Raw genomic sequence first — 22,557 nt, forward strand, 5'->3', positions numbered from 1 at the left:
CGTACATCTACGAGAGGAACGTTTCCGTGCCCCTACCGCCGCCCCGTACGCAGCACGGCATGCGGCAGCGCAATCTCTCCCTCGTGCTGCACGCCGTCGCCGCGCAGGGGCCGCTGTCGCGGGCCGATGTGGCCGCCAGGATCGGGCTCACCCGCGCCGCCGTGTCGACACTGGTGGACGAACTGACGGGCGCCGGGCTGCTGGTGGAGCTCGGTCGCTCCCGGCCCGGTACGGTCGGGCGGCCCGGCAGTGCGCTGGCGCTCAGTGACCGCGGCCCCGCGGGGCTCGGGGCGGAGATCGGTGTCGACCACCTCGCCGTATGCGCTGTCGATCTGCGCGGGGAGGTACGGGCGCGGGTTGAGGTGGAGGCCAGGAACCGCAACAGTGATCCCGGGCCCGTGCTGGAGCAGCTCGCGGAGTTGGTACGGCGGATCGGCCGCGAGGCACGGGAGGAGGGTCTGCGGCCCGCGGGGCTCGCCGTCGCCGTGCCGGGGCTGGTCGCGCGTGGCTCCACGAGCGTCGTGCGGGCGCCGAATCTGGGGTGGGAGGGCGTGGACGTGGGTGCGGCGCTGCCGCGGGCCGTTCCGGTCGCCGTCGACAACGAGGCCAACCTCGGCGCGCTGGCCGAGCTCTGGCTGAGCGACCGCCCCGGCGACTTCGTCCATGTGTCCGCCGAGATCGGCATCGGCGGTGCGGTCGTGGTGGACGGTGCCCTCCTGCGCGGGGCCCGGGGCTTCGCGGGTGAGCTCGGCCATGTTCCCGTACGCCCCGAGGGCCACCCGTGCCCGTGCGGCGGCCGGGGCTGCCTCGAACAGTACGCGGGCGAGGAGGCGGTGCTCCGCGCCGCCGGGATGACCACGGGTGAGGGCATAGCGGAGCTGCGGGCGCGCGCCGCGGGGGGCGACGCGACGGTACGGCGCGCGCTGCGCGGTGCGGGCTCGGCTCTGGGCATCGCGCTGTCCGGGGTGGTGAACCTGCTCGACCCCCAGGCCGTGGTGCTCGGTGGGGAGCTCGCCGAGCTGGCGCCGTGGCTGCTCCTCGCCATGGAGCGGGAGCTGAGCCGTCGGGTTCCGCACCCGTACGGCGAGATCGTGGTGTCGCGGCTGGGCCGGGACGGACCGTTGCTGGGCGCGGCGCACTCGGTCGTGCAGAGAGTGCTCGACGATCCGATGGGACACGCCCGGGGGTGACCGCCCTGACCGGCTCCTCCGGCCGGGATGACCGGGGCGGAGGGACCGGGGCGGGGGCCGTCCTCACCGCCGGTACGCGGTCCCCCGGCTCGCGTCCCCCGACGCGCACCCGGCCCCACGTGGCTCAGGGAGCGGCTCAGCGCGGCTCAGCGCGGGAAGACCTCGAAGGCGACAGCGGGACGGCCGCCGAAACGTGCCGCGGCGGCCTCCGTGTTGCGGGTCAGGAAGGTACGGGCGTAGGTCTCCGGATCCTCGTCGGTGAGTGCCTCGATGTACGTGCGGTGGGCGAGCAGCGACTGCACACCGCGGTCGATGCCCGCCGTGACATCGACCGCATGGGTGGGCTGTGGTGAGGCGGTGACCGCCACCCACCGCACCCCGTCCCAGGGCTCGAGCCCCCGCTCCTCGATCAGCTCGGGGAAGATCCACCGGTTGCCGGCGTCGGCGGCGGCGTCCAGCGTCGCCCGGCCCACGGCACGGTGGTCCGGGGTGTTCCAGTAGGTGCCGCCCCAGGTGTCGTGGTGATTGAGCGTCAGCAGCAGCTGCGGTCGGTGCCGGCGGATGGCGGCCGCCAGATCGCGGCGCAGCCTCGTCCCGTATTCGATGACGCCGTCCCGGTGGTCGAGGAACTCCACCGAGCCGACGCCCACGAGGGCCGCGCTCTCCCGCTGCTCCCGCTCGCGCAGCGGAGCGCACCGCGCGGGATCCAGCCCGTCGATTCCCGCTTCGCCGCGGGTGGCCAGCAGATACGAGACGTCGGCACCGCGGTCGACCCACGTGGCCACGGCCGCCGCCGCGCCGTACTCCAGGTCGTCGGGGTGGGCGACGATCGCCAGACAGCGGTCCCAGTCGGTGGGCAACGGCTGGAGCTGCTCGGTCATCAGTGGCCTCCTGGCTGTACTGGTCTGTCCGGCTCGGCTGGTGCGGCGTGCGGTGTGGCGCTGCGTGCGGTGTGGCGCTGCGTGCGCCGTGGCTCGGAAGCCGCGGAGCATGGTGGGGCTCGTCTGTTGTCGAACCCCGTGTCGCAGGCCACGATGTATCCAGCAGCTCATCCATCCAAGCCGACTGTCCAGTCCGGGAAGACGAATTGGTCAATCCGTGGGTCGCCCTGGAACCGGGCGCCGACCCTGCAGAGCGGGTCGGCGCCATCCGCCGTGCCCACGACGCCTTCACCTCGGCGGGCTCCGTCGACCGGCCCGTACGTGCCGTGGTGGCCGACTCATGGCGCCGCTCGGCCCGGGCGCAGGTGAGTCCGGACACCACCGCCTCGGTCGAACTCACCGACGCCGATCTGGGCAGTTATCGCGCCGAGCACCCGCTGTCCCGGGTCATGCCGCTGTTCCGGGAGCTGATGGGGACGTTCGCCATGGACGGCGAGCACCTGCTGGCCGTGTGCGACACGCAGAGCAGGCTGCTGTGGGTGGAGGGCCACGCGTCGGCCCGGCGGCGGGCGGGGCACATGAACTTCGTGCCGGGGGCCCGCTGGGCCGAGTCGGCGATGGGCACCAACGCGCCGGGCACGGCGGTGGCGGTCGACCGGGCGGTGCAGGTCTTCGCCGCCGAGCACTTCAGCCGTACGGTCCAGACCTGGACCTGCGCGGCGGCGCCCGTGCACGATCCGCGGACCGGACGGCTGCTCGGCGCAGTGGACATCACGGGCGGCGACCGGCTGGCGCACCCGCACAGCCTCGCCTTCGTCCAGGCCGTGGCGCGCGCCGCGGAGTCCCAGCTCGCCCTGCTCCCGCCGCTGCCCGACACGCCGGCCGCCCTGGAGCTGAGCGCGCTCGGCCGCGACGAGGCGGTGGTGGTCCACCGCGGCCGGAAGCTGCGGCTGAGCCGGCGGCACAGTGAGATCACGGTCCTGCTCACCTGCCACCCCGAGGGGCTGAGCGGCGACGAGCTGCTGCTCGCCCTGTACGAGGACGAGTCGGTGACGCCTGTGACGCTGCGGGCCGAGATGTCCCGGCTCCGGCGCATTCTGGGCGGGGAGGTGCTGTGCTCACGCCCGTACCGGCTGGCCGTGCCCGTCGAGGCGGACTTCGAGAACGTACTGCGCCGTCTGGGATCCGGAGCCCCCGCCGCGGCCGTCGCCGCGTACACCGGACCACTGCTGCCGGGCTCCACGGCTCCCGCGGTGGCCAGGGTGCGCCGCCGCGTGGAGGGCCAGCTGCGCGCCGCGCTGCTCGACGGCCGTGACCCCGAGCTGCTGACCACCTGGACGGGCAGCCCCTGGGGGGCGGAGGACCTGGGGGCGTGGACGGCGCTCGCCGCGGCCCTGCCGAGCGGGTCCGTACGGACTCCGCTGGTCCGCGCGCGGTTGCGCGAGCTCGACGCGGAACAGGGCTGCCGCGCAACGTGGTTGCAACCCCGCCGTCATTAGCCTCGCGCCCGAACGCCGCCCAACGGCGGGCGGCGACGTCCTGGGAGGCCCCGAGATGACCCTGTACTCCGCACCCGGTACGGACGGTGCGAAAGTCTCCTACCAGTCCCGCTACGACCACTGGATCGGCGGGGAGTACGTCAAGCCCAGGCTGGGCCAGTACTTCGAGAACCCCTCACCGGTCAACGGCCGGACCTTCACCGAGGTCGCCCGCGGCACGGCGGAGGACGTCGAGGCGGCGCTGGACGCGGCCCACGCCGCGGCGCCCGCCTGGGGCCGTACGCCACCGGCCGAGCGTGCGAGCGTCCTGCTGCGGATCGCCGACCGGATGGAGGCGCACCTGGAGGAGCTGGCGGTCGCCGAGAGCTGGGAGAACGGCAAGCCGGTCCGGGAGACGCTGGCCGCCGACATTCCGCTCGCGATCGACCACTTCCGCTACTTCGCGGGAGCCCTGCGCGCCCAGGAGGGAAGCCTCAGTGAGGTCGACGACGACACGGTGGCGTACCACTTCCATGAGCCGCTGGGCGTGGTCGGCCAGATCATCCCGTGGAACTTCCCGATCCTCATGGCCGTCTGGAAGCTGGCCCCGGCGCTCGCCGCCGGCAACGCCGTGGTTCTCAAGCCCGCCGAGCAGACCCCGGCGTCGGTCCACGTCTGGCTTGGCCTGGTGGCGGATCTGCTGCCGCCGGGCGTGGTGAACATCGTCAACGGGTTCGGCGCCGAGGCGGGCAAGCCCCTCGCGTCCAGCCCCCGTGTCGCGAAGATCGCCTTTACGGGCGAGACCACGACAGGGCGGCTGATCATGCAGTACGCCAGTGAGAACATCAAGCCCGTCACCCTCGAACTGGGCGGTAAGAGCCCCAACATCTTCTTCGACGATGTCTCCGGCGCGGACGACGACTTCCGCGACAAGGCGCTGGAGGGCTTCACGATGTTCGCCCTCAACCAGGGCGAGGTGTGCACCTGTCCCTCACGGGCGCTCATCCAGCAGGGCCACTACCAGGAGTTCCTCGAGGCCGCGGTCGCCCGTACCGAGCAGATCGTGCCGGGCCATCCGCTCGACACCGACACGATGATCGGGGCCCAGGCCTCCAACGACCAGCTCCAGAAGATCCTTTCGTATGTCGACATCGGGCAGCAGGAGGGCGCGAAGGTGCTGACCGGTGGTCAGCTCGCCGAGCCGGGCGGCGACCTGGCGGGCGGCTACTACTTCCAGCCGACCATCTTCGAGGGCGGCAACCATATGCGGATCTTCCAGGAGGAGATCTTCGGCCCGGTCGTCTCCGTCACGTCCTTCAGCGACTTCTCCGACGCGATGAAGATCGCCAACGACACGCTGTACGGCCTGGGCGCCGGCGTCTGGACCCGGGACATCAACACCGCGTACCGGGCGGGCCGCACCATCCAGGCGGGCCGGGTATGGACGAACTGCTACCACGCCTACCCGGCACACGCGGCCTTCGGCGGCTACAAGCAGTCGGGCATCGGCCGCGAGAACCACAAGATGATGCTGGAGCACTACCAGCAGACGAAGAACCTGCTGGTGAGCTACTCCCCGAAGAAGCTCGGCTTCTTCTAGGAGCAGCAACGAGGGGCGCCTGACCTGGACTTGGGTCCGTCAGGCGCCCCTCGGGGAACTCACTCCTGCCTGGCCCGGCAGTGCGAGACACCAAAACGAGGACCATCCTGCACAACCCACCCCTTGCCCGCTTCATCCCGCCGCCGCTCCTGCTGCAGAGGGTCAGGGCGGTAGGGTAGGGACGCGTCAGCGCTGGATCCCGCTTCAGCGACGCGCACGGAGACCGGGGGCCGGGGGCCGGGCAAGCCCGCCGCGGCCCCACAAGCGGGGCGCTCTGTCAATCGGGCGGTTCCGACAGGTGCGCCAAGATCCGGCAGACCTCCTCGACGATCTCCCGGGCCTCGGCCACGTCCGCGCAGTCACTCAACTCCCTGGCCGCGCCCCCGATCACCGTGGTCAGCACGATCACCCGAACCCGGCCGGCGCGGCGCGTCTCATCGACCCTGAGGAGCTTGGCGTTGCGCCGTACCCATGAGCGGTCCCACTGCCGACGGAGCGCATCGAATCCCGAAGGGCCGTCCTCTTGCCGCACCAGTCTGCCGATACGCCGCCGTACCCAGGCGCCCTCCAGATACGCCCTCGCCCCCGCGACGAACAGCGCGATCGGGTCGGTCACGCCCTGGCCGCGCGCTTCGGCGACCACCGCCGCGGTGCGCCGCTCCTGGTCTTCCTGGAACTCCTCCCACAACGCCAGATACAGTCCTCTCTTGCCCCCGTAGTGGTGGAAGAGGCTGCCGACGGGGATCCCCGAGCGGGCCGCGATCTCCGTCACGCTGGCGTTGGTGTAGCCGCGCTCGGTGAACACATCGAGCGCCGCGTCCAGCAGCGCGCGCCGCGTGGAGTCCCCCGCCCCGGCCGAGGCCGCCCCCAGGGGCTGCGCTGTCCTCTGTACCGCGGTCTCCCCCGCCTCACCCTCGGTCTGCTCCGGTCTTGCCGCTGAGCCGGCTGTCCGCTCCGGGTGGGTCTGGCTCACTGTCCGTCCTCCCCTTCTCTGGCCGCGTCGCGGATGGCGAGGGCGACCAACAGTTCCAGCAGATCAGCGATCCGGCGCGGGTTGCGCCCGGTGCGCTCCTCGATGCGGCGCAACCGGTAATGCGCCGTGTTGTGGTGCACCTGCAGCCGTTCGGCTGCCAGGCGCAGGTTCAAATCCGCCTTGGCGAACGCCCGTACCGTGGCCGCCAGCGCGCCCCCGCGCCGGACGTCCTCATCCAGCAGGGCACTGATCCGAGGGTCGACCAGCTGGCGGGCGATGTCGTCCGCGCGCAGAGCAAGGTACTGGAACGGGGACAGCCGCGGCAGCGCCGCCACCCCTCCGCCGCTGGGTACGAACTCCAGGGCGGCCCTGGCCTCCTGGTAGGCGCGCGGCAGCTCCGCCGCACCCCGGGCCACCGTGCTGATCCCCACGGCCAGGACCGTCCCGTCCCGGGCCAGGCGCCGCTGGACCTCTTCGAAACGCGCGCACACCTCTTCCGGCTCCGTGCCCGTACGCAGCACCGGCACGGCCACGACCTCGCCGTGCCGCACGACCACCAGGACTCGGGCGGCGCGCACCCCGGCGGCGGCGATCGCCGCGCTGGTGATGTAGCCGCTCTCGGCGTCCGCATCCGCACCACCGTGCCGGGCGCCGTCGACGCAGACCGCCACGACCACCATCATCGGCACCTGCGCGCCGATACCGTAGGCCTGTGCCGCGGCCAGCAGCGGGCCGCGTGTCGGTACCCCGCCCGCGAGAAGCTGATCGAGCAGGTCCCTGCGCTCGCGGTCCGCGTCGGCCACGACGTGCTGCTGGAACTCGAGGTAGGCCTGTGCGGCCTGTGTGCTGGCGTAGTCCATGTACCGCATCAGCGGGGCGACGAGGGTGAGCGCGGCCTGCTGCCCGGCAGCCGACTGGCCCGCGGAGTCGAGCAACGCCTCCCAGAACACCTGCCGACCGATCCGAAACGCGCTGATCCAGTCCTCCAGGGCGAACCCGGCGCGGGCCCTGCGCATCGCTGCCGCCCTGCTGAAGGCCAGATCCTCCGGGGCGAAGCTCCGCTCGCCTACCAGCAGCGCCAGTTGAACCCGGTAGTGCGAGAGCAGCTGGTGGCGCACGTCCTCGAAGAAGCGCTCGTCCTGCACCGCGTAGGCGGGGATCTCCGCGCGCATCACCGCGAGCGCGGCCTCCGCCACCTGCTCCACCCGCTCCTTCACAGCGCACAGGATCCGCAGCCGCTCGCAGCGCAGCGGCTCGGAGAGCTCCGGAAGGAATGGGACGATCGCGCGAGGCATGGCGCGATCGTCGTCGCCGAATCGTGACCAGTCAACAGGCTGCGCATCGCGAATTCACGTCGGATTGTGCGCGGCGCACAGGGCGGCGGCCGTGAAGTTGGGTGTGCGCACCCAATGCCCCCGAAGCTGGCGCCCGCCTACTGTGGCGCTCCCCCACCCAACCAGGGACCTTGTCGAAAGGGCTGCGCTTATGCTCGCGGTCGACGGTATCACCATGCGCTTCGGCGGAATCACGGCTCTGGACGACGTCGGTTTCGCCGTCGAGCAGGGCTCCGCCGTGGGCCTCATCGGGCCCAACGGAGCGGGCAAGACCACGCTTTTCAACTGCCTGACCCGGCGCTGCACACCCGACGCGGGCACGGTGCGCTACGAGGGCCAGGACCTGCTCTCGTTGCCGCCGCACGCCGTGGCGCGGCAGGGCATCGCCCGCACCTTCCAGAACCTCGGCCTGTTCCAGCACCTCACAGTCCGGGAGAACGTCCTGGTCGGCGCCCACCACCGGGGCCGTGCCGGCTACGTCGACGCCGCGCTACGGCTGCCCCGGGTACGGCGTGAGGAGGCGCGGCTGCGCTCCCGTGCGGAGGAACTGCTGCAGCGGCTGGACCTGGCCGACGTCGCGGACCACCCGGCCTCCGGTCTGCCTTTCGGCACGCTCAAGCGCGTGGAGCTGGCCAGGGCGCTGGCCGTGGAGCCCCGGCTGCTGCTGCTCGACGAGCCGGTCAACGGGCTCAGCCACGGCGAAGTCGAGGTCTTCGCCGACCTGGTCAGGGCGGTGCGCCAGGACTTCGACCTCACCCTGGTCGTGGTCGAGCACCACATGGGCTTCGTGATGGGACTCTGCGACCAGGTGGTGTGCCTGGACTTCGGACGCAAGATCGCCGACGGGCCACCGGAACAGGTGCAGCGTGACCCGGCCGTCATCGAGGCGTACCTGGGGGCGGCGGCATGAGCGAACAGACGAAGGGCGCTCCGGTGGACGAGACCACGGCGCAGGCCTTCCTCGAGGTGTCGGACCTGCACGCCGGCTACGGGCAGGCCCGCGTCCTGAACGGCATCGACTTCCATGTCGCTCGGGGCGAGGTCTGCGCGATCCTCGGGCCCAACGGCGCGGGAAAGACCACAACCCTGCGGGCGCTGAGCGGCATGGTCAAGGGACGCGGGTCGGTGACCCTGGACGGCGCTCAGCTGCTGGGACGTCCCCCCGAGCAGGCCGCCCGGCTCGGTGTGGCGCACGTACCCCAGGGCCGGGGCACGTTCAACGACCTCACCGTGGAGGAGAACCTGCGCGTCGGCGCCTATCTGCGCAATCGCCGCGGGCGGTGGGGCAGGAGCGAGCGGGCCGCCGTCGCGGCGGACCTGGACCGGGTCTACGGCTACTTCCCCAAGCTGCGCCAACGGTCCCGGCAGGCTGCGGGCAGCCTCAGCGGTGGCGAGCAGCAGATGCTCGCGATCGGCAGGGCGCTGATGCTCCGTCCCGCGCTGCTGCTCCTGGACGAACCCTCGCTGGGCCTGGCCCCCCTCGTCACCCGCGAGCTGTTCCAGATCGTCCGTACCGTCAACGAGGAGGAGCGCACAACCGTGGTCGTCGTCGAGCAGAACGCCCAGCTCGCGCTGGACATCGCGCACCAGGCACACGTACTGGAGTCGGGCCGCCTGGTGCTGTCGGGCCCGGCAGATCAGATCCGCCAGGACGGGCAGGTCGCCGAGGTGTACCTCGGCGTCTCCGTCCAGGCCCGGCAAGGCGGGTGATCCCGGTGACGGAATTCCTCCAGCAGGTCGTGGAGGGACTGGGGTCCGGCTCGGTCTACGCGAGCCTGGCGCTGGCCCTGGTCCTGATCCACCGGTTCACCGGCATCGTGAACTTCGCTCAGGGCGAGCTCGCCATGATCTCCGCCTACGTGGCGTGGCAGCTGGTCGCCACGGGGATGCCGTTCTGGCTGGCACTGCCGGTCACGCTCGTGGTGTCCTTCGCGGGCGGCATGCTCATCGAACGCCTGGTCATCCGGCCCGTCGAGGGAGGCCCCGAGCTGACCATCGTGATCGTCACCGTGGGCCTGTTCATCTTCGTCAACGCGGTCGCGGGCCTGATCTGGTCGTTCACCGTGAAGGACTTCCCCCAGCCGTTCCCCGACGGCGCCATCGACCTTGCCGGAGTCAGCGTCGGCTGGTCGACGCTCGGGGTCATCGGCGTCGTGGCCGGCGTGATGGCACTGCTGTACCTGCTGTTCCAGCACACCGGGACCGGTCTGGTGATGCGGGCGGCCGCCGCCAACCCCGCCTCGGCCAGGCTGTCGGGGATTCGGGTGGGCCGGGTACTGATGCTGGGCTGGGGGCTGGCCGCCACGGTCGGCGCGCTGTCAGGCGTGCTGGTCGCACCGCTGCTGTTCCTTGAGCCCAACATGATGGGCGGCGTCCTCATCTACGCCTTCGCCGCGGCCACCCTCGGCGGCTTCGACAGCCCGGTGGGCGCGGTGGCGGGCGGCCTGGTCGTGGGCGTCGCCGAGACTCTGGCAGGGGCCTACGTCGGATTCGTCGGCGCCGACCTGAAGATCGGCGTACCTCTGTTGATCATTCTCGGGGTGCTGCTGGTGCGGCCACAGGGACTCTTCGGCCGGGCGGCGGTGGAACGAGCATGAGCACCGGAAACCTGACCACCAAGACTGCGCGCACCGCGCGCTGGGTACGTCCGCTCGCGGCGCTGGTCCTCACCGCCGCTCTCCTCGCGGCGCCCTACTACTTCGCCCCGTTCCGGGTCTTTCAGCTGACCATGGTGCTGCTGTACGCGATCGCCCTGGCGGGTCTCAACCTGCTGGTCGGATACGGCGGGCAGATCTCCCTGGGCCACGGCGCGTTCTTTGCCGTGGGCGCCTACACGGCGGCCGTGATGCTGGACCGGTTCACCATCGACCACCTGGCCACGCTGCCGGTCGCCGCGGCCGGCTGCTTCCTCCTCGGGCTGGGCTTCGGGATCCCCGCACTACGGCTCCGCGGTCTCTACCTGGCCCTGGTCACCCTCGCCTTCGCCGTGTTCCTCCCGCCGCTGCTCAAGCGATTCGAGCACCTGACGGGCGGCTCCATGGGCCTGACCGTCCCCAAGCCGCAACCGCCGGCCTGGACCGGGCTGGCCGAGGACCAGTGGCTGTACTTCCTCATCCTCGCGGTGGCCGCGGTCGCGCTGCTGGTCATCCGCAACCTGCTGCGCTCGCGTGTCGGCCGGGCCCTGCTCGCCATCCGGGAGAACGAGAGCGCGGCGGAGGTGATGGGGGTCAAGCTCTCCTTCTACAAGACCCTCGCCTTCGCCTGGAGCGCGATGTTCGCAGGAGTCGCCGGGTGCCTCTACACCTGGGTGATCGGCTTTGTCTCTCCCGACTCCTTCAGCGTCAACCTGTCCATCACGCTGCTGGCCGGCCTCGTCGTCGGCGGCCTGGCATCGGTGTACGGGCCGCTGCTGGGCGCGGCGTTCGTGATGTACGTACCGAGCCTGGCCCAGGACATCAGCCCGGCCGCACCGGGAGTCGTCTTCGGCCTGCTGATCATCGTGGCCATGTACCTGGCCCCGACCGGACTCGCCGGCCTGGCAGGCCGCGCCGGACACAGCGTCCGGCGGCGCGTGGAACGTCTCCGACGCACCCGCCGTCGACCGGAGCCCGTTCCCCCCGCCGAACCGCCCGATTCCCCACCCCTCGCCCCCCAGCCCCTCACCACACCGCCCACCACCAGAAAGGGTTGACCCGGATGCGCCACAACACCGCCCTGCGGGCAGCCGCGGCAGGAATCGCCGCCCTCCTCACCGCCACCGCCTGCTCCACCCAGCGTGGACAGGAAGATGCCGCCGATTCAGCCGACGGCGCCTGCAAGGGCCAGCAGACCACGGGTATCACCGACAAGACCATCAAGCTGGGCGGGATCTACCCGATGTCCGGACCAGCCTCGGCCTACGGCACCATCAGCAAGGGCATCAGCGCCTACTTCAAGTACATCAACGAGAAGGGCGGCATCGACGGCCGCAAGGTCGAGTTCGTCGTGCGTGACGACGGCTACCAGCCGCCGAAGGCGGTGGAGGAAGCCCGAAGACTGGTGGAGAGGGAAAAGGTCTTCGCGGTGTTCCAGACACTGGGCACCCCCTCCACCGCGGCCGTGTGGGACTACCTCAACCAGCAGAAGGTGCCGCAGCCGTTCGTCGCGACGGGCGCCTCCGTGTGGGGCACGGACACCAAGCACCCGTGGACCATGGGCTGGCAGCCCAACTACGTTTCCGAGTCGCGGGTGTACGCCAACCATCTCAAGGAGAGCAAGCCGAAGGCCAAGGTGGCGGTCCTGTTCCAGAACGACGACTTCGGCAAGGACCTGCTCGGCGGCTTCAAGCAAGCCATCAAGGGCAGCAAGGTCAAGGTCATCGCCGAGGAGAGCTACGAGGTCACCGACCCGTCCGTCTCGGCCCAGATGAGCAACCTCGCCCGCTCCAAGGCGGACGTGCTGCTGAACATCACCACCCCCAAGTTCGGCAGCCAAGCTCTGGCCGCCGATGCGAAGAACACCAAGTGGAACCCGCTGCACATCGTCAACAGCGTCTCGGCGTCGACCAGTGTCCTCAAGCCCGTTGGCTTCAAGAACGTCCAGGGCGTGGTTTCCGCCACGTACTTCAAGGACCCCGCCGACCCCCAGTTGGCTGACGACGCCGAGATGAAGACCTACCGCAGGGCGATGAAGAAGTACGCCCCGGGCACCGACCCCACGATCCAGTTCAACGCCTACGGCTGGGCCGTGGCCTCAAGCCTGCACAAGGCACTGGATGCCATGAAGTGCCCGACCAGAGAGGGTCTGCGAGACGCCGTCCAGGAACTCAAGGACGTCAAGGTGGGCATGCTGCTGCCCGGCGTCACCCTGACCACCGGTCCGAAGGACCGATTCCCCATCGAAACCATGCAGCTCATGCGCTTCAAGGGTGAACGATGGGGCCTCTTCGGCGAACCCCTCGACACCCGCAAGAAGTTCGGGCCCGTCACGGACTGACGACCGCCAACCCGGAGGGCCGGCCTGAGCAACCTCAGCCGGCCCTCCGGCACATCCCCGCAGGAGGTCGCCCCCGTAGATGCAGCGGTCGATGGATCTTCGCTCATGGCACTGATGGCGAGTAGTCCTCCGACGGTCATGCAGGCCGCGCCCGCCACTGGCGAATGCGTCGACTCGGGCGGGGCACAGGAGGGCATTGGCCGATCCTCCGCTGTCAAGAGCGTCCGGTCGGTTGCTGTCGCGAACCCGGCTTTGACGGTGCCGGACTCGCACGTGTACCGCCGTCCATGTCCCGGAGGTCAAGAAGCGTTCGGTAGGGGGAGGCCGGACTGCCAGGCGGCAAAGGAGAGCTGGTCCAGTGAGAGGTCGAGTGTTCGGCTCGTGGCTCGTGCGCCGTGGCCGACGCCCGACTCGACGCCCAGGAGTGTGAGGCCCCTTCCGTCCTCCGCGGGTGTGGGGCCGGCGGCGTGCTGGAGGGCGGCGCACATCTTGCGGGCATGCAGGGGATCCACTACGCCGTCTCCTTCGGAGGCCGTGAGCAGGACGGCCGGGTAGTCCGCCCCCTCGGTGACATGATGGTAGGGCGAGTAGCCGAGGAGCCAGTCGAGTTCCTCGCGGACCGCGGCGGAGCCGTACTCCCCGGTCCAGGAGGCGCCGAGACCGGAGTGCTGGTAGCGGACCATGTCAAGGACAGGCGCCGCGCACAGGACCGCCCGGTAGAGGGCGGGGCGTTGGGTCATGGCGGCGGCGACCAGCAGACCTCCATTCGACTCCCCGCTGAGCACGAGCTGAGAGGGTGTGGTCCATCCCGCACGGCAGAGGAACTCGGCGGCGGCGTGGAGGTCGTCGATGGACTTCTGCTTGTTGGCCCTGGCACCCGCGCTGTGCCAGTCGGCGCCTTCTTCGCCGCCGCCGCGCACATGGGCCACGGCGTAGACACCGCCGGCCTCGACCCACGCGACGACGTCCGGCTTGTACAGGGGTTTGAAGGACAGGCCGAAGCCGCCGTAGACGTAGAGGATGGCCGGACGAGGCCTGTGCGTCGTGTCTCGTGGCACGAGGCCCGTGACGCGTACCGGGGTTCCGTCGGGGGACGTGCAGGTGATCTGGCGCATGGTGCCCGTGGTGTGCGAGGCCGGGGCGGGGCCGTCCGCACCCGGCACGTGTCCCGGCGGCGACGCCCACAGGCTCGTGGTGCGGTCCCGCGCGTCCCAGCGGAAAACGCTGATGGGAGTGAACGGGTCCGTGTAAGTGAACCACGCCTCGTGCTTCCGCCCCCGGATCTCCCCCACCCATCCCCGGCCCGGCGTCGCAATGTCCCCGAGCCGTGCCCCGGTCTCCAGATCGTGCACGGTGATCTCACTGATGGTGTGGCGGCTCCAGACGGCCAGGAGAAGGGCTCGGTCCAGCTCCGGACCGTCCAGGACGGTGAAGTGGTCCAGCCGGGCCTGCGGATCCTCGGGAACCAGGTCCTTCCACGTGCTCGGTGACGGAGATCCGGCCGCCTTGAGGTCCTCGAGGTCAACGACCGCCAGTCGCCGGCGGGGGGCGTCGTGGTCGGTATGCAGGTAGAGGCGTCCGTGCCCGCCGACGACTGCGCTCGTGCGGGCGTCGACGCCTGTCTGTACGGGTAGGAACACCGGCGCCTCGTGGCCGTGAGCCGCGAGGTCGGCGATCCACACGTCGTTGCGGCATACCGCGCCGACGGTGCTCGTCACTGTCAGCCAGCGGGCGTCCCCGCTGACACCGACGGTGTAGGAAGCCGTCCTGGGGCCGCCGTGGCCGAAGACGAGCCGGTCGTCCGTGTCCGGGTCCGTGCCCACGCGGTGCAGCCACACGCGCCGGTGATAGCGCTCCTCACCCAGTGGTAACTCGCGGGCGGACAGGCGTCGTACGTAGAAGAACGCCTCACCGCCGGGGAGCCATGCGATCGGTGACCTCCGGCAGCGGGTGATGGGGCCATCGACCAATTCGCCCGAGGCGACGTCCAGAACGTACAGGAGGCTGGCGTCATCCCCCGCCGTCGATATCTGGTAGGCGAGCCGGCGCCCTTCCCGGTCGGGGTACCAGATGTCCAGCGTGGTGCGCCCAGTCGGGTCCAGGGCCGCGGGATCGAGCAGTACCCGTTCGGCTCCTTCCATGTCGACGACGTGGAGGGCCGCATGTTCCTGTCCCGGCAGGCGCTGCATGAAGAACCGCTGCGTCCCCCGCCAGACGGGTGGGCCCGTCACGCCGGGAGCCAGCAGTTCATTTATCCGCGCGCGCAGCCATTGGCGACCCGGCAGATCGTCCAGAGCGTCGCGGCTCAGGGTGTGCTGCGCGGCCAGCCACGAACGGGTTTCGGTGCTGTCGGGCTCTTCCAGCCATCGGTACGGATCCGCGACCTGGCGCCCGAAGAAGTTGTCCACCAGATCCTGGCGTCGCGCTGCCGGATGGCGCAGGCGCATCACTGAACACTCCCCTGTTCGTCGATGAGTTGCACGATCAGCGCGGCGACGCCGCGGACCTCTGCGTCGTCCCACGTGACCAGGACGCTGAAGTCGAGGAGGTGCAGCAGCACGCGCAGGGCGGCGGCACGCCGGACCGGAGTGCCGGAGGTCAGGCCGTATCCGCGGAAGAAGCTCTGCGTGAGCCCTTCCCAGTAGGTGTCGGGGCGGTTGAACCGGGCGGAGAAGAACTGCATCTCCCGCAGTTCGGCGACGACCCAGCCGACGTCCCACTGCCCGGGTGCGCAACCGACATCCTCACCGGTAACCAGCGCATGCGCGGTGCCGCGCCGCTCGGCGGGCACCAGTCGGCCGAGGCTGGGAGCGCCGTGGACGAGGGTGAGCGGTTCGCCCGGCGCGAGCTCACGCAGCCATGCCTCGAGGCGACGCCAGCGGGGCATGCCGAGCAGCTTCCGCATGGAGCTGTGCAGTCGCTCGGCCGGACCGTCGGCCGGGGCGTCGGCCCACGCGCGCAGTCGTCGCCATGCAGGTGGGAGTGCGTGGCCGTCGGCCTGCGGGGCAGGCAGCGGTGTCGCGTGCAAGCGCCGGAGCAGGCGGCCGAGGCCGTTCAGCAGGTCTTCCGTACCGTCCGGCGCGTCCCCCCATGGGACCGATGAGGCCAACCGGTCTGACGGATTTCCCAGTACGAGCAGTCGGGCGAGAGAGCTACGTCCCGGCAACAGAGAGTAGTGCAGTTCGCCGTCATGTGTGCGGGGCAGTGCGCAGCGGACGCCGTTCTCGTGGCCGGCCAGGCGGGTCTCCAGGGCTCGCAACGCGTCCAGGACCGCGGGGGGCGGCGCCTCCAGGGGGTCGTTCCGGTCAGGACCCGGGGTGCGGACCCAGGTGAACCAACCGTCCTCGCGTGCCAGCACCTTGGTATGCACCAGTCCGCTTCCGTACTTCGCGACGACGGTCAAGCTCGCTCACCTTCGTCCTGCCCGGCCGCAAGCTCGGTGCGCCGCTTCTCGATCAGTTCCAGCAGCGCTGGCAGGGGGGCGGCCGCACCTCTCCCGACGACTCCCGTGGTCACGCTGCGACCCAGTTCGGGGTCTGCCACGACCACGTTGGGCCGTTCCCGCAGGGCGACCAGGTGGGAGCGCATGGCGTGGCTCTGGAATCCGCCCGGTGGCAGGGCCGGGGAGAGTCCGATCGGAGCGGAGCTGCATTGGAGCGCCAGCATCACGGGGGTGTCCGCAAGTCCGAGGGCGAACCGGCTGACGAAGTGGAAGGTGGCGGGGAAGACGGCCACCGCGTCGGCCCACTCGCAGAGTTCCACGTGAAGGGCCGTCACCTGCGGCTCGGCGGGCCACACGTCATGGACAAGGGGCTTGCCGCCGATCGCGGTGAGCGCGGCGGGCGCGACAAACGCGGTTGCCTGCCGGGTGAGAACCACTCTCGTCTCGAGGTACGGGTGGTTCTCGCGCAGCCACCCGCCCCAGCCAGGGAGGGAGCAAACGCCGAGCGCACCCGTACCCACGAGAAGCAGACGGCGGAAGGAGAACCGAAACTGTTCCGTCTCGTGGAGGTCGTCAGGCATCGAGGGTCCTTTGCGCTTCGATGATCGTGTTGAGGGCCTCCACCGATGCGTGCGTCCCGTCGACGACCTGGATGCCGATCGTGCTGAGCACTACTTCGTCGGCACCGGCGTTCCGGTACGCGGAGACGGCCCGCAGGACGTCGTCGACGCTGCCCGCCGCCGCCGTGCCGCTGCGAACGAGCCGGGCGGCGGTCTTCGCCAGGTCGTCCCGGTCGACCTCGACGCCGGCGTGGTGGAGCATGTCGGCGTAGTGGGGGGCCCGGAGATGGGCGTGGGAAGCGGCCGAGACAACCTGGACGTGGTTGCGGTGCGGCGCGTCGAGCGAGACGTGGACGACGGACGCGACCCGCGGACGGGGACGCCCCGCTCGCTCGGCTCCTCTGGACAGCGCCGGGATGAGCACCTCGGCCAGGTAGCTCGGGGGCGTCAGCCATGTGATGGCCACGTCCGCGAGTTCTCCCGCGAGTTCGGCCATGCGGGGCCTCAGCACGCCCAGGCCCAGCTCCACCGCGGGCGTCTCCATGACAGTGAGCGCGCCGCCCATGGCGTGGTACTTGCCGGAGAGGTCGACGCGGTCTCCCCCGAGGAGGCCCCGGACGACGGTGGCGTACTCGCGTACGGCGGTGAGGGGACTCGCGTACCCGCGTCCGCGCAGTGCCCGGACGAACGGCTCGGGCCCGGTGCCGAGCCCGGCGACGACGGGCTGTCCCGTGAGGGCGGCGAGGGAGCGGGCCTGGAGGGCGGCCTGGAAAGGGTGGTACAGGGGCATGAGGGTCACGCTGGTGCCCATGGGGATCCGGGCTCCGGCTCCCGCGGCGTAGGCGAGTGCGGTGTATGGCTCGACGAGGAGCGACTGACCGGCCCAGAGCCTCTCGGCATTTCCATTCCGGACGATGGCCGCGAATGGCAGCACTTGTTTTCCGGAAACGGGCATGAAAGGAAGAAGTACTGAGGTGCTCATTCTCGGCGCTGGCCCTTCGGAGCCTGTCCTAGATCCACGGGTCTTCGTTTTTCTCTGGCGGGATGATCGTGCGGTCGGCGAGGGAACCCGCCGACCGCACGGGAGAACACCCTCAGGGGTGTGTCAGCACTCGAAGCTGGCGGTGACGATCACCGAGACGATGGTCTGCGGCGAGGGAGCCTCGTCCGGAGTGGCCTCGTCCGCCATCTCGTCGACGTCCACGTACGCGTCGAAACCAGCGGCCAGCTCGATGTCCTTCATAACCGTCTCCTTAGCCATCGGATTGGATTGGGACCGCCACGGAAGGAAAAGCGCCGACTTGCAGCGTTTTCCTCCGCGACATCCAGAAAACTAATCCGGACGGAATAACAGTGCAAGATCCTTTTGATGAAAGATTATTCAATGGCCCGCATTTCAAAAACCGGCGTGGAAAGGCGGGGACGACAGGTTACGCGCGGGTTCCGTAGGGTCGATGCCGGCGTCGAGCAGCGCTTGCCGTACAACCTCCGACCGGGTCCGGCGCGAATCGTCGGCCTGGGTGGCGTGCCGGACCAGGCCGTCGGCCAGCGCCCTTGACCTGTGCTCACCGAAACTGGTGTTCTTCGTGCCCGGCCGCGGGTCGGCCGGTTCCCAAGCCACGGCGACGCCCGCGGCGACAGGGCGGGAGAAGGGGGAAGCGCCGGCTCCAAGAGCGACGTCCTTTCCCATCGCGCCGACCACGTCCGGCAGGACGTGCTGGTCCTCGCCCCCCAGGTAGATCACGACGCCGTCACGGCGCGGGAGGCCGCTGGCGGAGGAGATGGCCTTGGCGCGGTAGGGAACACCGTGTCCTTCCAGGCACCGCAGCGACCTTTCCCAGGCGTCGAGGACGGCGCCGGGTGTCTCGACGTTCAGGTACACCCGGAGTACGGCGTCCTGGCGGGCCAACGGCAGTGATCCGTCGACCAGGAAGAAGCCCGGGGAGAGCGACCGGCGGACGGCGGCGACCAGCACGACCGCCTCCGCTCCGTCTGCCGCCTCCCCCACTGCGTCGGTCGTGTCGGCGATCCGCTCCGGGGCGACACGGACCCGGACGCCTGAGAGGTGTACGACCGGACCCGTCCTTCCTCCGGCGGCATTCAAAACCGCGGCCCGGTAGCGGCTGTGCCGATGGGGTACGCCGGCGGCGAGGCCGGCTTCCAGATCACGCTCCAGCTGACGATCCGCGCCGCGATCCTCCGGTCGGCTCGGTCCTGCCGGAAGATGCGAGAGTCGACCGACGTGGACCACCTGATAGAGGGCGGTTGCGAGTTGGCCGGTGAGAGCGCGGGAAGAGGCGGCGGTCATCATCCTTTCACCAACGGACGCCGTCAGGCCGCCGGGCTCCACCACCACGTCGGCCAATGTCTCTTCGAGGCGGGCGGACAGCACCGCTGTCATCGTGGGACCTCCGTCAGTCCAAGGGTGGAGACGAACGCGTCCGGCGCCAGGAGGGCCTTCCTCCCGATGCCTGCCATCGCGCGCGGAAGAGCGGCGAGACGAGGCGCCGAGCGAGCTCCGGCCAGCAACCTGTCAAGAAGATGCCATCCGGTGAATGCGGTGGTCCTCTCGGCCAAGCGGCTGTCAGTAGAGGTCCTGGTGTCGATGTAACCGCTCCAGAAGGCCGTGGTCAGGGGGCGCACGTCGCGGATGCCCTCCGCGAGCAGGGCCACCATGCGGGCATAGGACGGGGACTCGGCCGACTCTCTCGAGCTGGCAGCCGCATCCAGCAGCGCACGGTACAGCAGGTCTCCGACGACTCCCCCGAGATCACGGGCCGCGTCGCCGGCCCGGAACTCCTCGAAGTCGGTGAGGTGGACTACGCCGTCGGCGACCAGGAACTGGTCGAGTCTGAGGTCGCAGTGGGCGGCCACCGGCTCGGCCTCCCGTTCCCGGCCCAGCAACCGGCGCAACGCCGCTGCCAGGTCGGCATCGTTCTGCAGAAGCGCCCACACCTGCAGCTCCGCGGCCGACGACGACTCGAAGACGGCGAGCGGAATAGCCTCAAGCAGTTCCTCGGAAGGCAGCAGGGGGTTGGTCGCCGGGTCGCGCAGCAGGTCGTCGGCGGGCAGGTTGTGCAGCAGTCCGACCGTGTGTCCCAGGGAATACGCCAGGTCGCAGGCGAACTGGCCATCGCGCATCACCTCCGCCCCGGTCCTCGCTCGGTCCACACAGGCGAAGACCAGTACGCCCGTCTCGGGGTCGGCGCCGAGCAGCCGGGGAGCGGACAGCTCAGCCGGCTCAGCCTTCGCCAACACCTTCTCAAAGACCAGGCATTGACGGATCCTCGCCGCCGACGCTGCGGCGGGCCCCTCCAGTTTCTTGACGAAGACACGCATTCCGGTGTCGGTGGTACAGATCCAGTTCCGGTTGCGGCCAGAGAGCTGCCTGAGATCCGACTCCCCGGCGAGGATTCCGAGCCCGGTGCGGGTCAGGATGCTCTGCACTTCGGAGAACTCGTCGAGTGTGCCCAGGTTCGCGTCGGTCACGGCTGCGCGCTCCCATTGATCCACCGGCTGATCAGGCGAGTAGCTGCGGCCGGATCATCGGCGGCGGCGTAGACCCGTCTGGCGAGCACAGGACGCCCCTTGCGGAAACACACCCGCACCGGCTGCCTGAGCACGATGACGAGCTGCGTCGAGCTTCCGACGGAGCACGCCACCTCCTCGTCCGTGTCCAGGACTCTGCGCAGGCCGTACCAGGGAACGGATCGGTGCGCGACGCTCACACTTGCGAGCGCCGTTCTCGGAATTGTCAGCGCGCGAAAGGGGCCAGTGCGTAGACGCAACGAGTCGTCGTCGAGGATGTGAGGTGCGCGGGCGGTCATCGCACAGAACCCCAACGAGAGCGTGAGGGAGAAGAGAACCCACAGGAGATGTACCGCCCGGCCGACTGGCGGAAGCTTCGCGTCGATGAGCAGCGCGACGACCAGATCGGATACGGTGAAGACCAAGACGGTCATCCGGAGACTCGACGAATGGAGGACCGCCCGCTGCGCCTCAGGAAGCCGAAGCGGCCGACGAACGGCCCAATCCCCGAGGTCGCGCAGCATGATAGCCGTCCACTGCGCTCCCGATCTGTGGGGCGCTTCTCCGGCTTCGATGGGATCAGGAGCCATGTGGTCACGCATCCCGTAGTTTCCTTCCCAGCCAGAATCCGGACGCTATACACGTCCCGGCGACCACCGTGAGCCTTGCCGTCTTCGGCCGGTAGACGGTTAGTCCGGCGACGCCGGCGAGTCCCGCCACTCCGACGGCTCCTGCCAGGGCAGGGGAGAATCGCATCACGACGTCATGGCTCTCGAACCTGCGTGGGGTAACCGTGCCGGTGGCCACCGCGGCTGTGCCTGCTAACCGTGTCACCGATGTGACCGGTCGAGGAGGCCCCTGCTCGGCGCGGGACTCGGCGGCGTGTAGTAACGAATCGGTCTCCTTCCAATACCTCTTCCAGCGGGCGGTGTCCCCACCGCACGCGCTGACGTAAGCCAGCGTCACCTCCAGACTCGGGAAGCTGAGGCCACGGGCGGCCTCCGACAGCGTTGTCCCTGAGTAGTTGGCGCGGCTCGCCAGCTTTCGGTAGGAAGGGTTTCCCACGGATCTTCTGAGCGCTCTCAACTCGTACGCGAAGCTCTGCAGCGGCCCTTGGGTGGGATCTATGTGGGTCTCTGGCCTTCCCATGTTTCCTTCACTCAACCTTCCATGTCACTTTTCGTGTCATTTTTCGTGGCCCGTTAAGTGGCAGGTTTCCGAGCCGGTTCCGTCAGGTTGCGGGCCGCCCAAAGGTCGGGACGGCGTACAGAAGCAGGGGTCGGGAGCGCGGTCCGCCGTCGTCTGGTGGCGCCGACTACGGCCGGTGGCCAGCACGCGAAATGCGCTGTACGGCGGAGATGAGGCGGCCCGGGAAATACCGAAGCGGCGGCGAGTTTCAACTCCTTCGGCAGCGGCGCGGACTGAAAGCTTGACCCGACGGGCGGAGTGCAGCAGCACCGCACTATGCCCCCGGCCCGGAGTCGATCACGCCTTCGCTGCGCAGCATCGGCAGCGTACGGAGAATCGTGCTCCTATAGATCCTTCCCGAGTTCGCCCGCCGAGGGCAGGTAGGCTGCTCGGCCTACCCCCCGGTGGAATTGCCCACTTCAGCCGCTGCTGGGTCTGGACATAGAGTGGCGATTCCGCGTTCGGAACCGTCTTGCTGCAGCACTGGCGCGGATCGGCCTCAGTCGGTTCCCGCGTAGTTTGCATCCCGTCCCCCTGACCACCCACCTACGCCTGTCTCCCCGACGCCCGGCGCAGCAGGATGGCGTATGCCCCGAAGGGCGGATCCGAGGGTCGGTCGCACCCCTCGTACACTGCGCTACCGTCACGGCCGGAGGTCGGGCCAGCGTAACGTTCAAGCATCAACTCATGCGCATGGCGCCAGGTCGGCAAGTTATTTACAACAGTTCAAGACCATCGCTCCGCCACACTAGTCGAGGGGTTGACGGGCTTCAACTCTCCTGAGAAGACTACGTATTGTACAGTTTCACCACAGTGGAGACCGCAGCTGCGGCAGAGTAGGTGCCATGTCAGAAGGAGAAGCCGTCAGCCTTGCCGACAAGCTGAACCGGCTCTTTGCGACGGTCCGACCCGACCCGGACCACGAGTACAGCAACGAGCACGTCGCTGCCTCGATCCGGGAGACCGATGTCTCCATCTCGCAGAGCTACATCTGGCAGCTTCGCAAGAGCCGCAAGACCAATCCGACGCTGCGGCATCTGCAGGGTCTGGCGAACTTCTTCGGCGTGCCCGTCGCCTACTTCGTCGAGGACAAGGTGACCGACCGCATCACCGCGCAACTGGAGGTGCTTGCCGCGGAGCAGGCTCGGCTGCAGGAGGCCACTCAGAGCAGCGATGTGAAGCTGATGGCCATGCGCGCTGGGCAGCTCTCGCGGGAGCACCGCAAGCAGGTGATGGACCTCCTCGACGTCGTCTACCGGCTGGAGCAGGCGGAACGCGTAGCGACCCAGGATGAATGACCGGCCCGGGCGGCCGGTTGTGACAAACTGCCCGGCCCCCGGCCGCCGATCCTCGAAGTGCCGTCGGGTTGGGGGGGACCCGTACGGCAGTGAGCCAGCAAGCGGAGAAGA

21 protein-coding genes are annotated in these 22,557 nt (G+C 69.7%); 9 read left to right on the forward strand and 12 right to left on the reverse strand.

Translation table 11 applies throughout. The features are described from left to right. The first annotated feature begins 59 nt into the window (after positions 1-59). On the forward strand, positions 60-1,190 hold the full coding sequence (locus ACTWQE_RS13630; protein ID WP_443329175.1) for an ROK family protein: 1,131 nt from the start codon (positions 60-62) through the stop codon (positions 1,188-1,190). 146 nt (positions 1,191-1,336) lie between these two features. Here the strand turns inward: ACTWQE_RS13630 and ACTWQE_RS13635 are convergent, their stop codons facing one another. Continuing rightward, positions 1,337-2,071, reverse strand: coding sequence for a PIG-L deacetylase family protein (locus ACTWQE_RS13635; protein ID WP_443329176.1), 735 nt, complete (start codon positions 2,069-2,071; stop codon positions 1,337-1,339). A gap of 206 nt (positions 2,072-2,277) precedes the next feature. Between ACTWQE_RS13635 and ACTWQE_RS13640 the strand changes: the two genes are divergently transcribed. Continuing rightward, complete coding sequence (locus tag ACTWQE_RS13640; protein WP_443329177.1) at positions 2,278-3,570, forward strand: GAF domain-containing protein; 1,293 nt, start codon at positions 2,278-2,280, stop codon at positions 3,568-3,570. 55 nt (positions 3,571-3,625) lie between these two features. Next, the gene (gene adh, locus ACTWQE_RS13645) at positions 3,626-5,149 is read left to right on the forward strand and encodes an aldehyde dehydrogenase (protein WP_443329178.1); all 1,524 of its coding nucleotides are present in this window, start codon (positions 3,626-3,628) and stop codon (positions 5,147-5,149) included. 277 nt (positions 5,150-5,426) lie between these two features. On the opposite strand, the gene ACTWQE_RS13650 is transcribed toward adh, so the two are convergent. Together ACTWQE_RS13650 and ACTWQE_RS13655 are read right to left on the reverse strand one after the other, a co-directional pair. Further along, positions 5,427-6,122, reverse strand: a complete 696-nt coding sequence (locus tag ACTWQE_RS13650) for a TetR/AcrR family transcriptional regulator (RefSeq protein WP_443329179.1) — start codon at positions 6,120-6,122, stop codon at positions 5,427-5,429. After that, positions 6,119-7,417 (reverse strand): PucR family transcriptional regulator, encoded by a 1,299-nt coding sequence (locus ACTWQE_RS13655; protein WP_443329180.1) that lies wholly within the window; start codon positions 7,415-7,417, stop codon positions 6,119-6,121. Before ACTWQE_RS13655 ends, ACTWQE_RS13650 begins: the two co-directional genes overlap by 4 nt. Positions 7,418-7,607: 190 nt before the next feature. Between ACTWQE_RS13655 and ACTWQE_RS13660 the strand changes: the two genes are divergently transcribed. The 5 genes from ACTWQE_RS13660 to ACTWQE_RS13680 are packed head-to-tail and all read left to right on the forward strand — an operon-like array spanning position 7,608 to position 12,430. Next, positions 7,608-8,366, forward strand: a complete 759-nt coding sequence (locus ACTWQE_RS13660; RefSeq protein WP_443329181.1) for an ABC transporter ATP-binding protein — start codon at positions 7,608-7,610, stop codon at positions 8,364-8,366. Then, positions 8,363-9,166: an ABC transporter ATP-binding protein gene (locus tag ACTWQE_RS13665; RefSeq protein ID WP_443329182.1), complete on the forward strand. Its 804-nt coding sequence runs from the start codon at positions 8,363-8,365 to the stop codon at positions 9,164-9,166. Before ACTWQE_RS13660 ends, ACTWQE_RS13665 begins: the two co-directional genes overlap by 4 nt. Before the next feature lie 5 nt (positions 9,167-9,171). Further along, positions 9,172-10,053 (forward strand): branched-chain amino acid ABC transporter permease, encoded by an 882-nt coding sequence (locus ACTWQE_RS13670; RefSeq protein ID WP_443329183.1) that lies wholly within the window; start codon positions 9,172-9,174, stop codon positions 10,051-10,053. Further along, positions 10,050-11,147 carry a branched-chain amino acid ABC transporter permease gene (locus ACTWQE_RS13675; RefSeq protein ID WP_443329184.1) on the forward strand — a complete coding sequence of 366 codons (1,098 nt, stop codon included), beginning with the start codon at positions 10,050-10,052 and terminating at the stop codon, positions 11,145-11,147. The genes ACTWQE_RS13670 and ACTWQE_RS13675 overlap by 4 nt, the downstream gene beginning before the upstream one ends. 5 nt (positions 11,148-11,152) lie before the next feature. Further along, complete coding sequence (locus ACTWQE_RS13680; RefSeq protein ID WP_443329185.1) at positions 11,153-12,430, forward strand: ABC transporter substrate-binding protein; 1,278 nt, start codon at positions 11,153-11,155, stop codon at positions 12,428-12,430. A 299-nt stretch (positions 12,431-12,729) separates the two neighbouring features. On the opposite strand, the gene ACTWQE_RS13685 is transcribed toward ACTWQE_RS13680, so the two are convergent. The 9 genes from ACTWQE_RS13685 to ACTWQE_RS13725 form a co-directional block, all read right to left on the reverse strand. Then, positions 12,730-14,877 (reverse strand): prolyl oligopeptidase family serine peptidase, encoded by a 2,148-nt coding sequence (locus ACTWQE_RS13685; RefSeq protein ID WP_443329186.1) that lies wholly within the window; start codon positions 14,875-14,877, stop codon positions 12,730-12,732. After that, entirely contained in the window at positions 14,877-15,833 is a 957-nt protein-coding gene (locus tag ACTWQE_RS13690; RefSeq protein ID WP_443329187.1) for a hypothetical protein, read from the reverse strand. Before ACTWQE_RS13690 ends, ACTWQE_RS13685 begins: the two co-directional genes overlap by 1 nt. Further along, entirely contained in the window at positions 15,830-16,453 is a 624-nt protein-coding gene (locus ACTWQE_RS13695) for a flavoprotein (protein ID WP_443329188.1), read from the reverse strand. The genes ACTWQE_RS13690 and ACTWQE_RS13695 overlap by 4 nt, the downstream gene beginning before the upstream one ends. Continuing rightward, positions 16,446-17,366 carry an LLM class flavin-dependent oxidoreductase gene (locus tag ACTWQE_RS13700; protein WP_443329189.1) on the reverse strand — a complete coding sequence of 307 codons (921 nt, stop codon included), beginning with the start codon at positions 17,364-17,366 and terminating at the stop codon, positions 16,446-16,448. The genes ACTWQE_RS13695 and ACTWQE_RS13700 overlap by 8 nt, the downstream gene beginning before the upstream one ends. A 171-nt stretch (positions 17,367-17,537) precedes the next feature. Then, entirely contained in the window at positions 17,538-17,675 is a 138-nt protein-coding gene (locus ACTWQE_RS13705) for a hypothetical protein (RefSeq protein ID WP_443329190.1), read from the reverse strand. A 153-nt stretch (positions 17,676-17,828) separates the two neighbouring features. Further along, positions 17,829-18,833, reverse strand: coding sequence for a T3SS effector HopA1 family protein (locus tag ACTWQE_RS13710; protein WP_443329191.1), 1,005 nt, complete (start codon positions 18,831-18,833; stop codon positions 17,829-17,831). After that, positions 18,830-19,921 carry a class V lanthionine synthetase subunit LxmK gene (gene lxmK / locus ACTWQE_RS13715; RefSeq protein WP_443329192.1) on the reverse strand — a complete coding sequence of 364 codons (1,092 nt, stop codon included), beginning with the start codon at positions 19,919-19,921 and terminating at the stop codon, positions 18,830-18,832. The genes ACTWQE_RS13710 and lxmK overlap by 4 nt, the downstream gene beginning before the upstream one ends. Next, positions 19,918-20,394: a hypothetical protein gene (locus ACTWQE_RS13720; RefSeq protein WP_443329193.1), complete on the reverse strand. Its 477-nt coding sequence runs from the start codon at positions 20,392-20,394 to the stop codon at positions 19,918-19,920. Before ACTWQE_RS13720 ends, lxmK begins: the two co-directional genes overlap by 4 nt. Before the next feature lie 160 nt (positions 20,395-20,554). After that, the gene (locus ACTWQE_RS13725) at positions 20,555-21,109 is read right to left on the reverse strand and encodes a helix-turn-helix domain-containing protein (protein ID WP_443329194.1); all 555 of its coding nucleotides are present in this window, start codon (positions 21,107-21,109) and stop codon (positions 20,555-20,557) included. An 884-nt stretch (positions 21,110-21,993) separates the two neighbouring features. Between ACTWQE_RS13725 and ACTWQE_RS13730 the strand changes: the two genes are divergently transcribed. Next, positions 21,994-22,446 (forward strand): XRE family transcriptional regulator, encoded by a 453-nt coding sequence (locus tag ACTWQE_RS13730; RefSeq protein WP_443329195.1) that lies wholly within the window; start codon positions 21,994-21,996, stop codon positions 22,444-22,446. The last annotated feature ends 111 nt before the right edge of the window (positions 22,447-22,557 follow it).

It is taken from the genome of Streptomyces sp. 8N706 (assembly GCF_052245415.1).
Classification (GTDB): Bacteria; Actinomycetota; Actinomycetes; order Streptomycetales; family Streptomycetaceae; genus Streptomyces.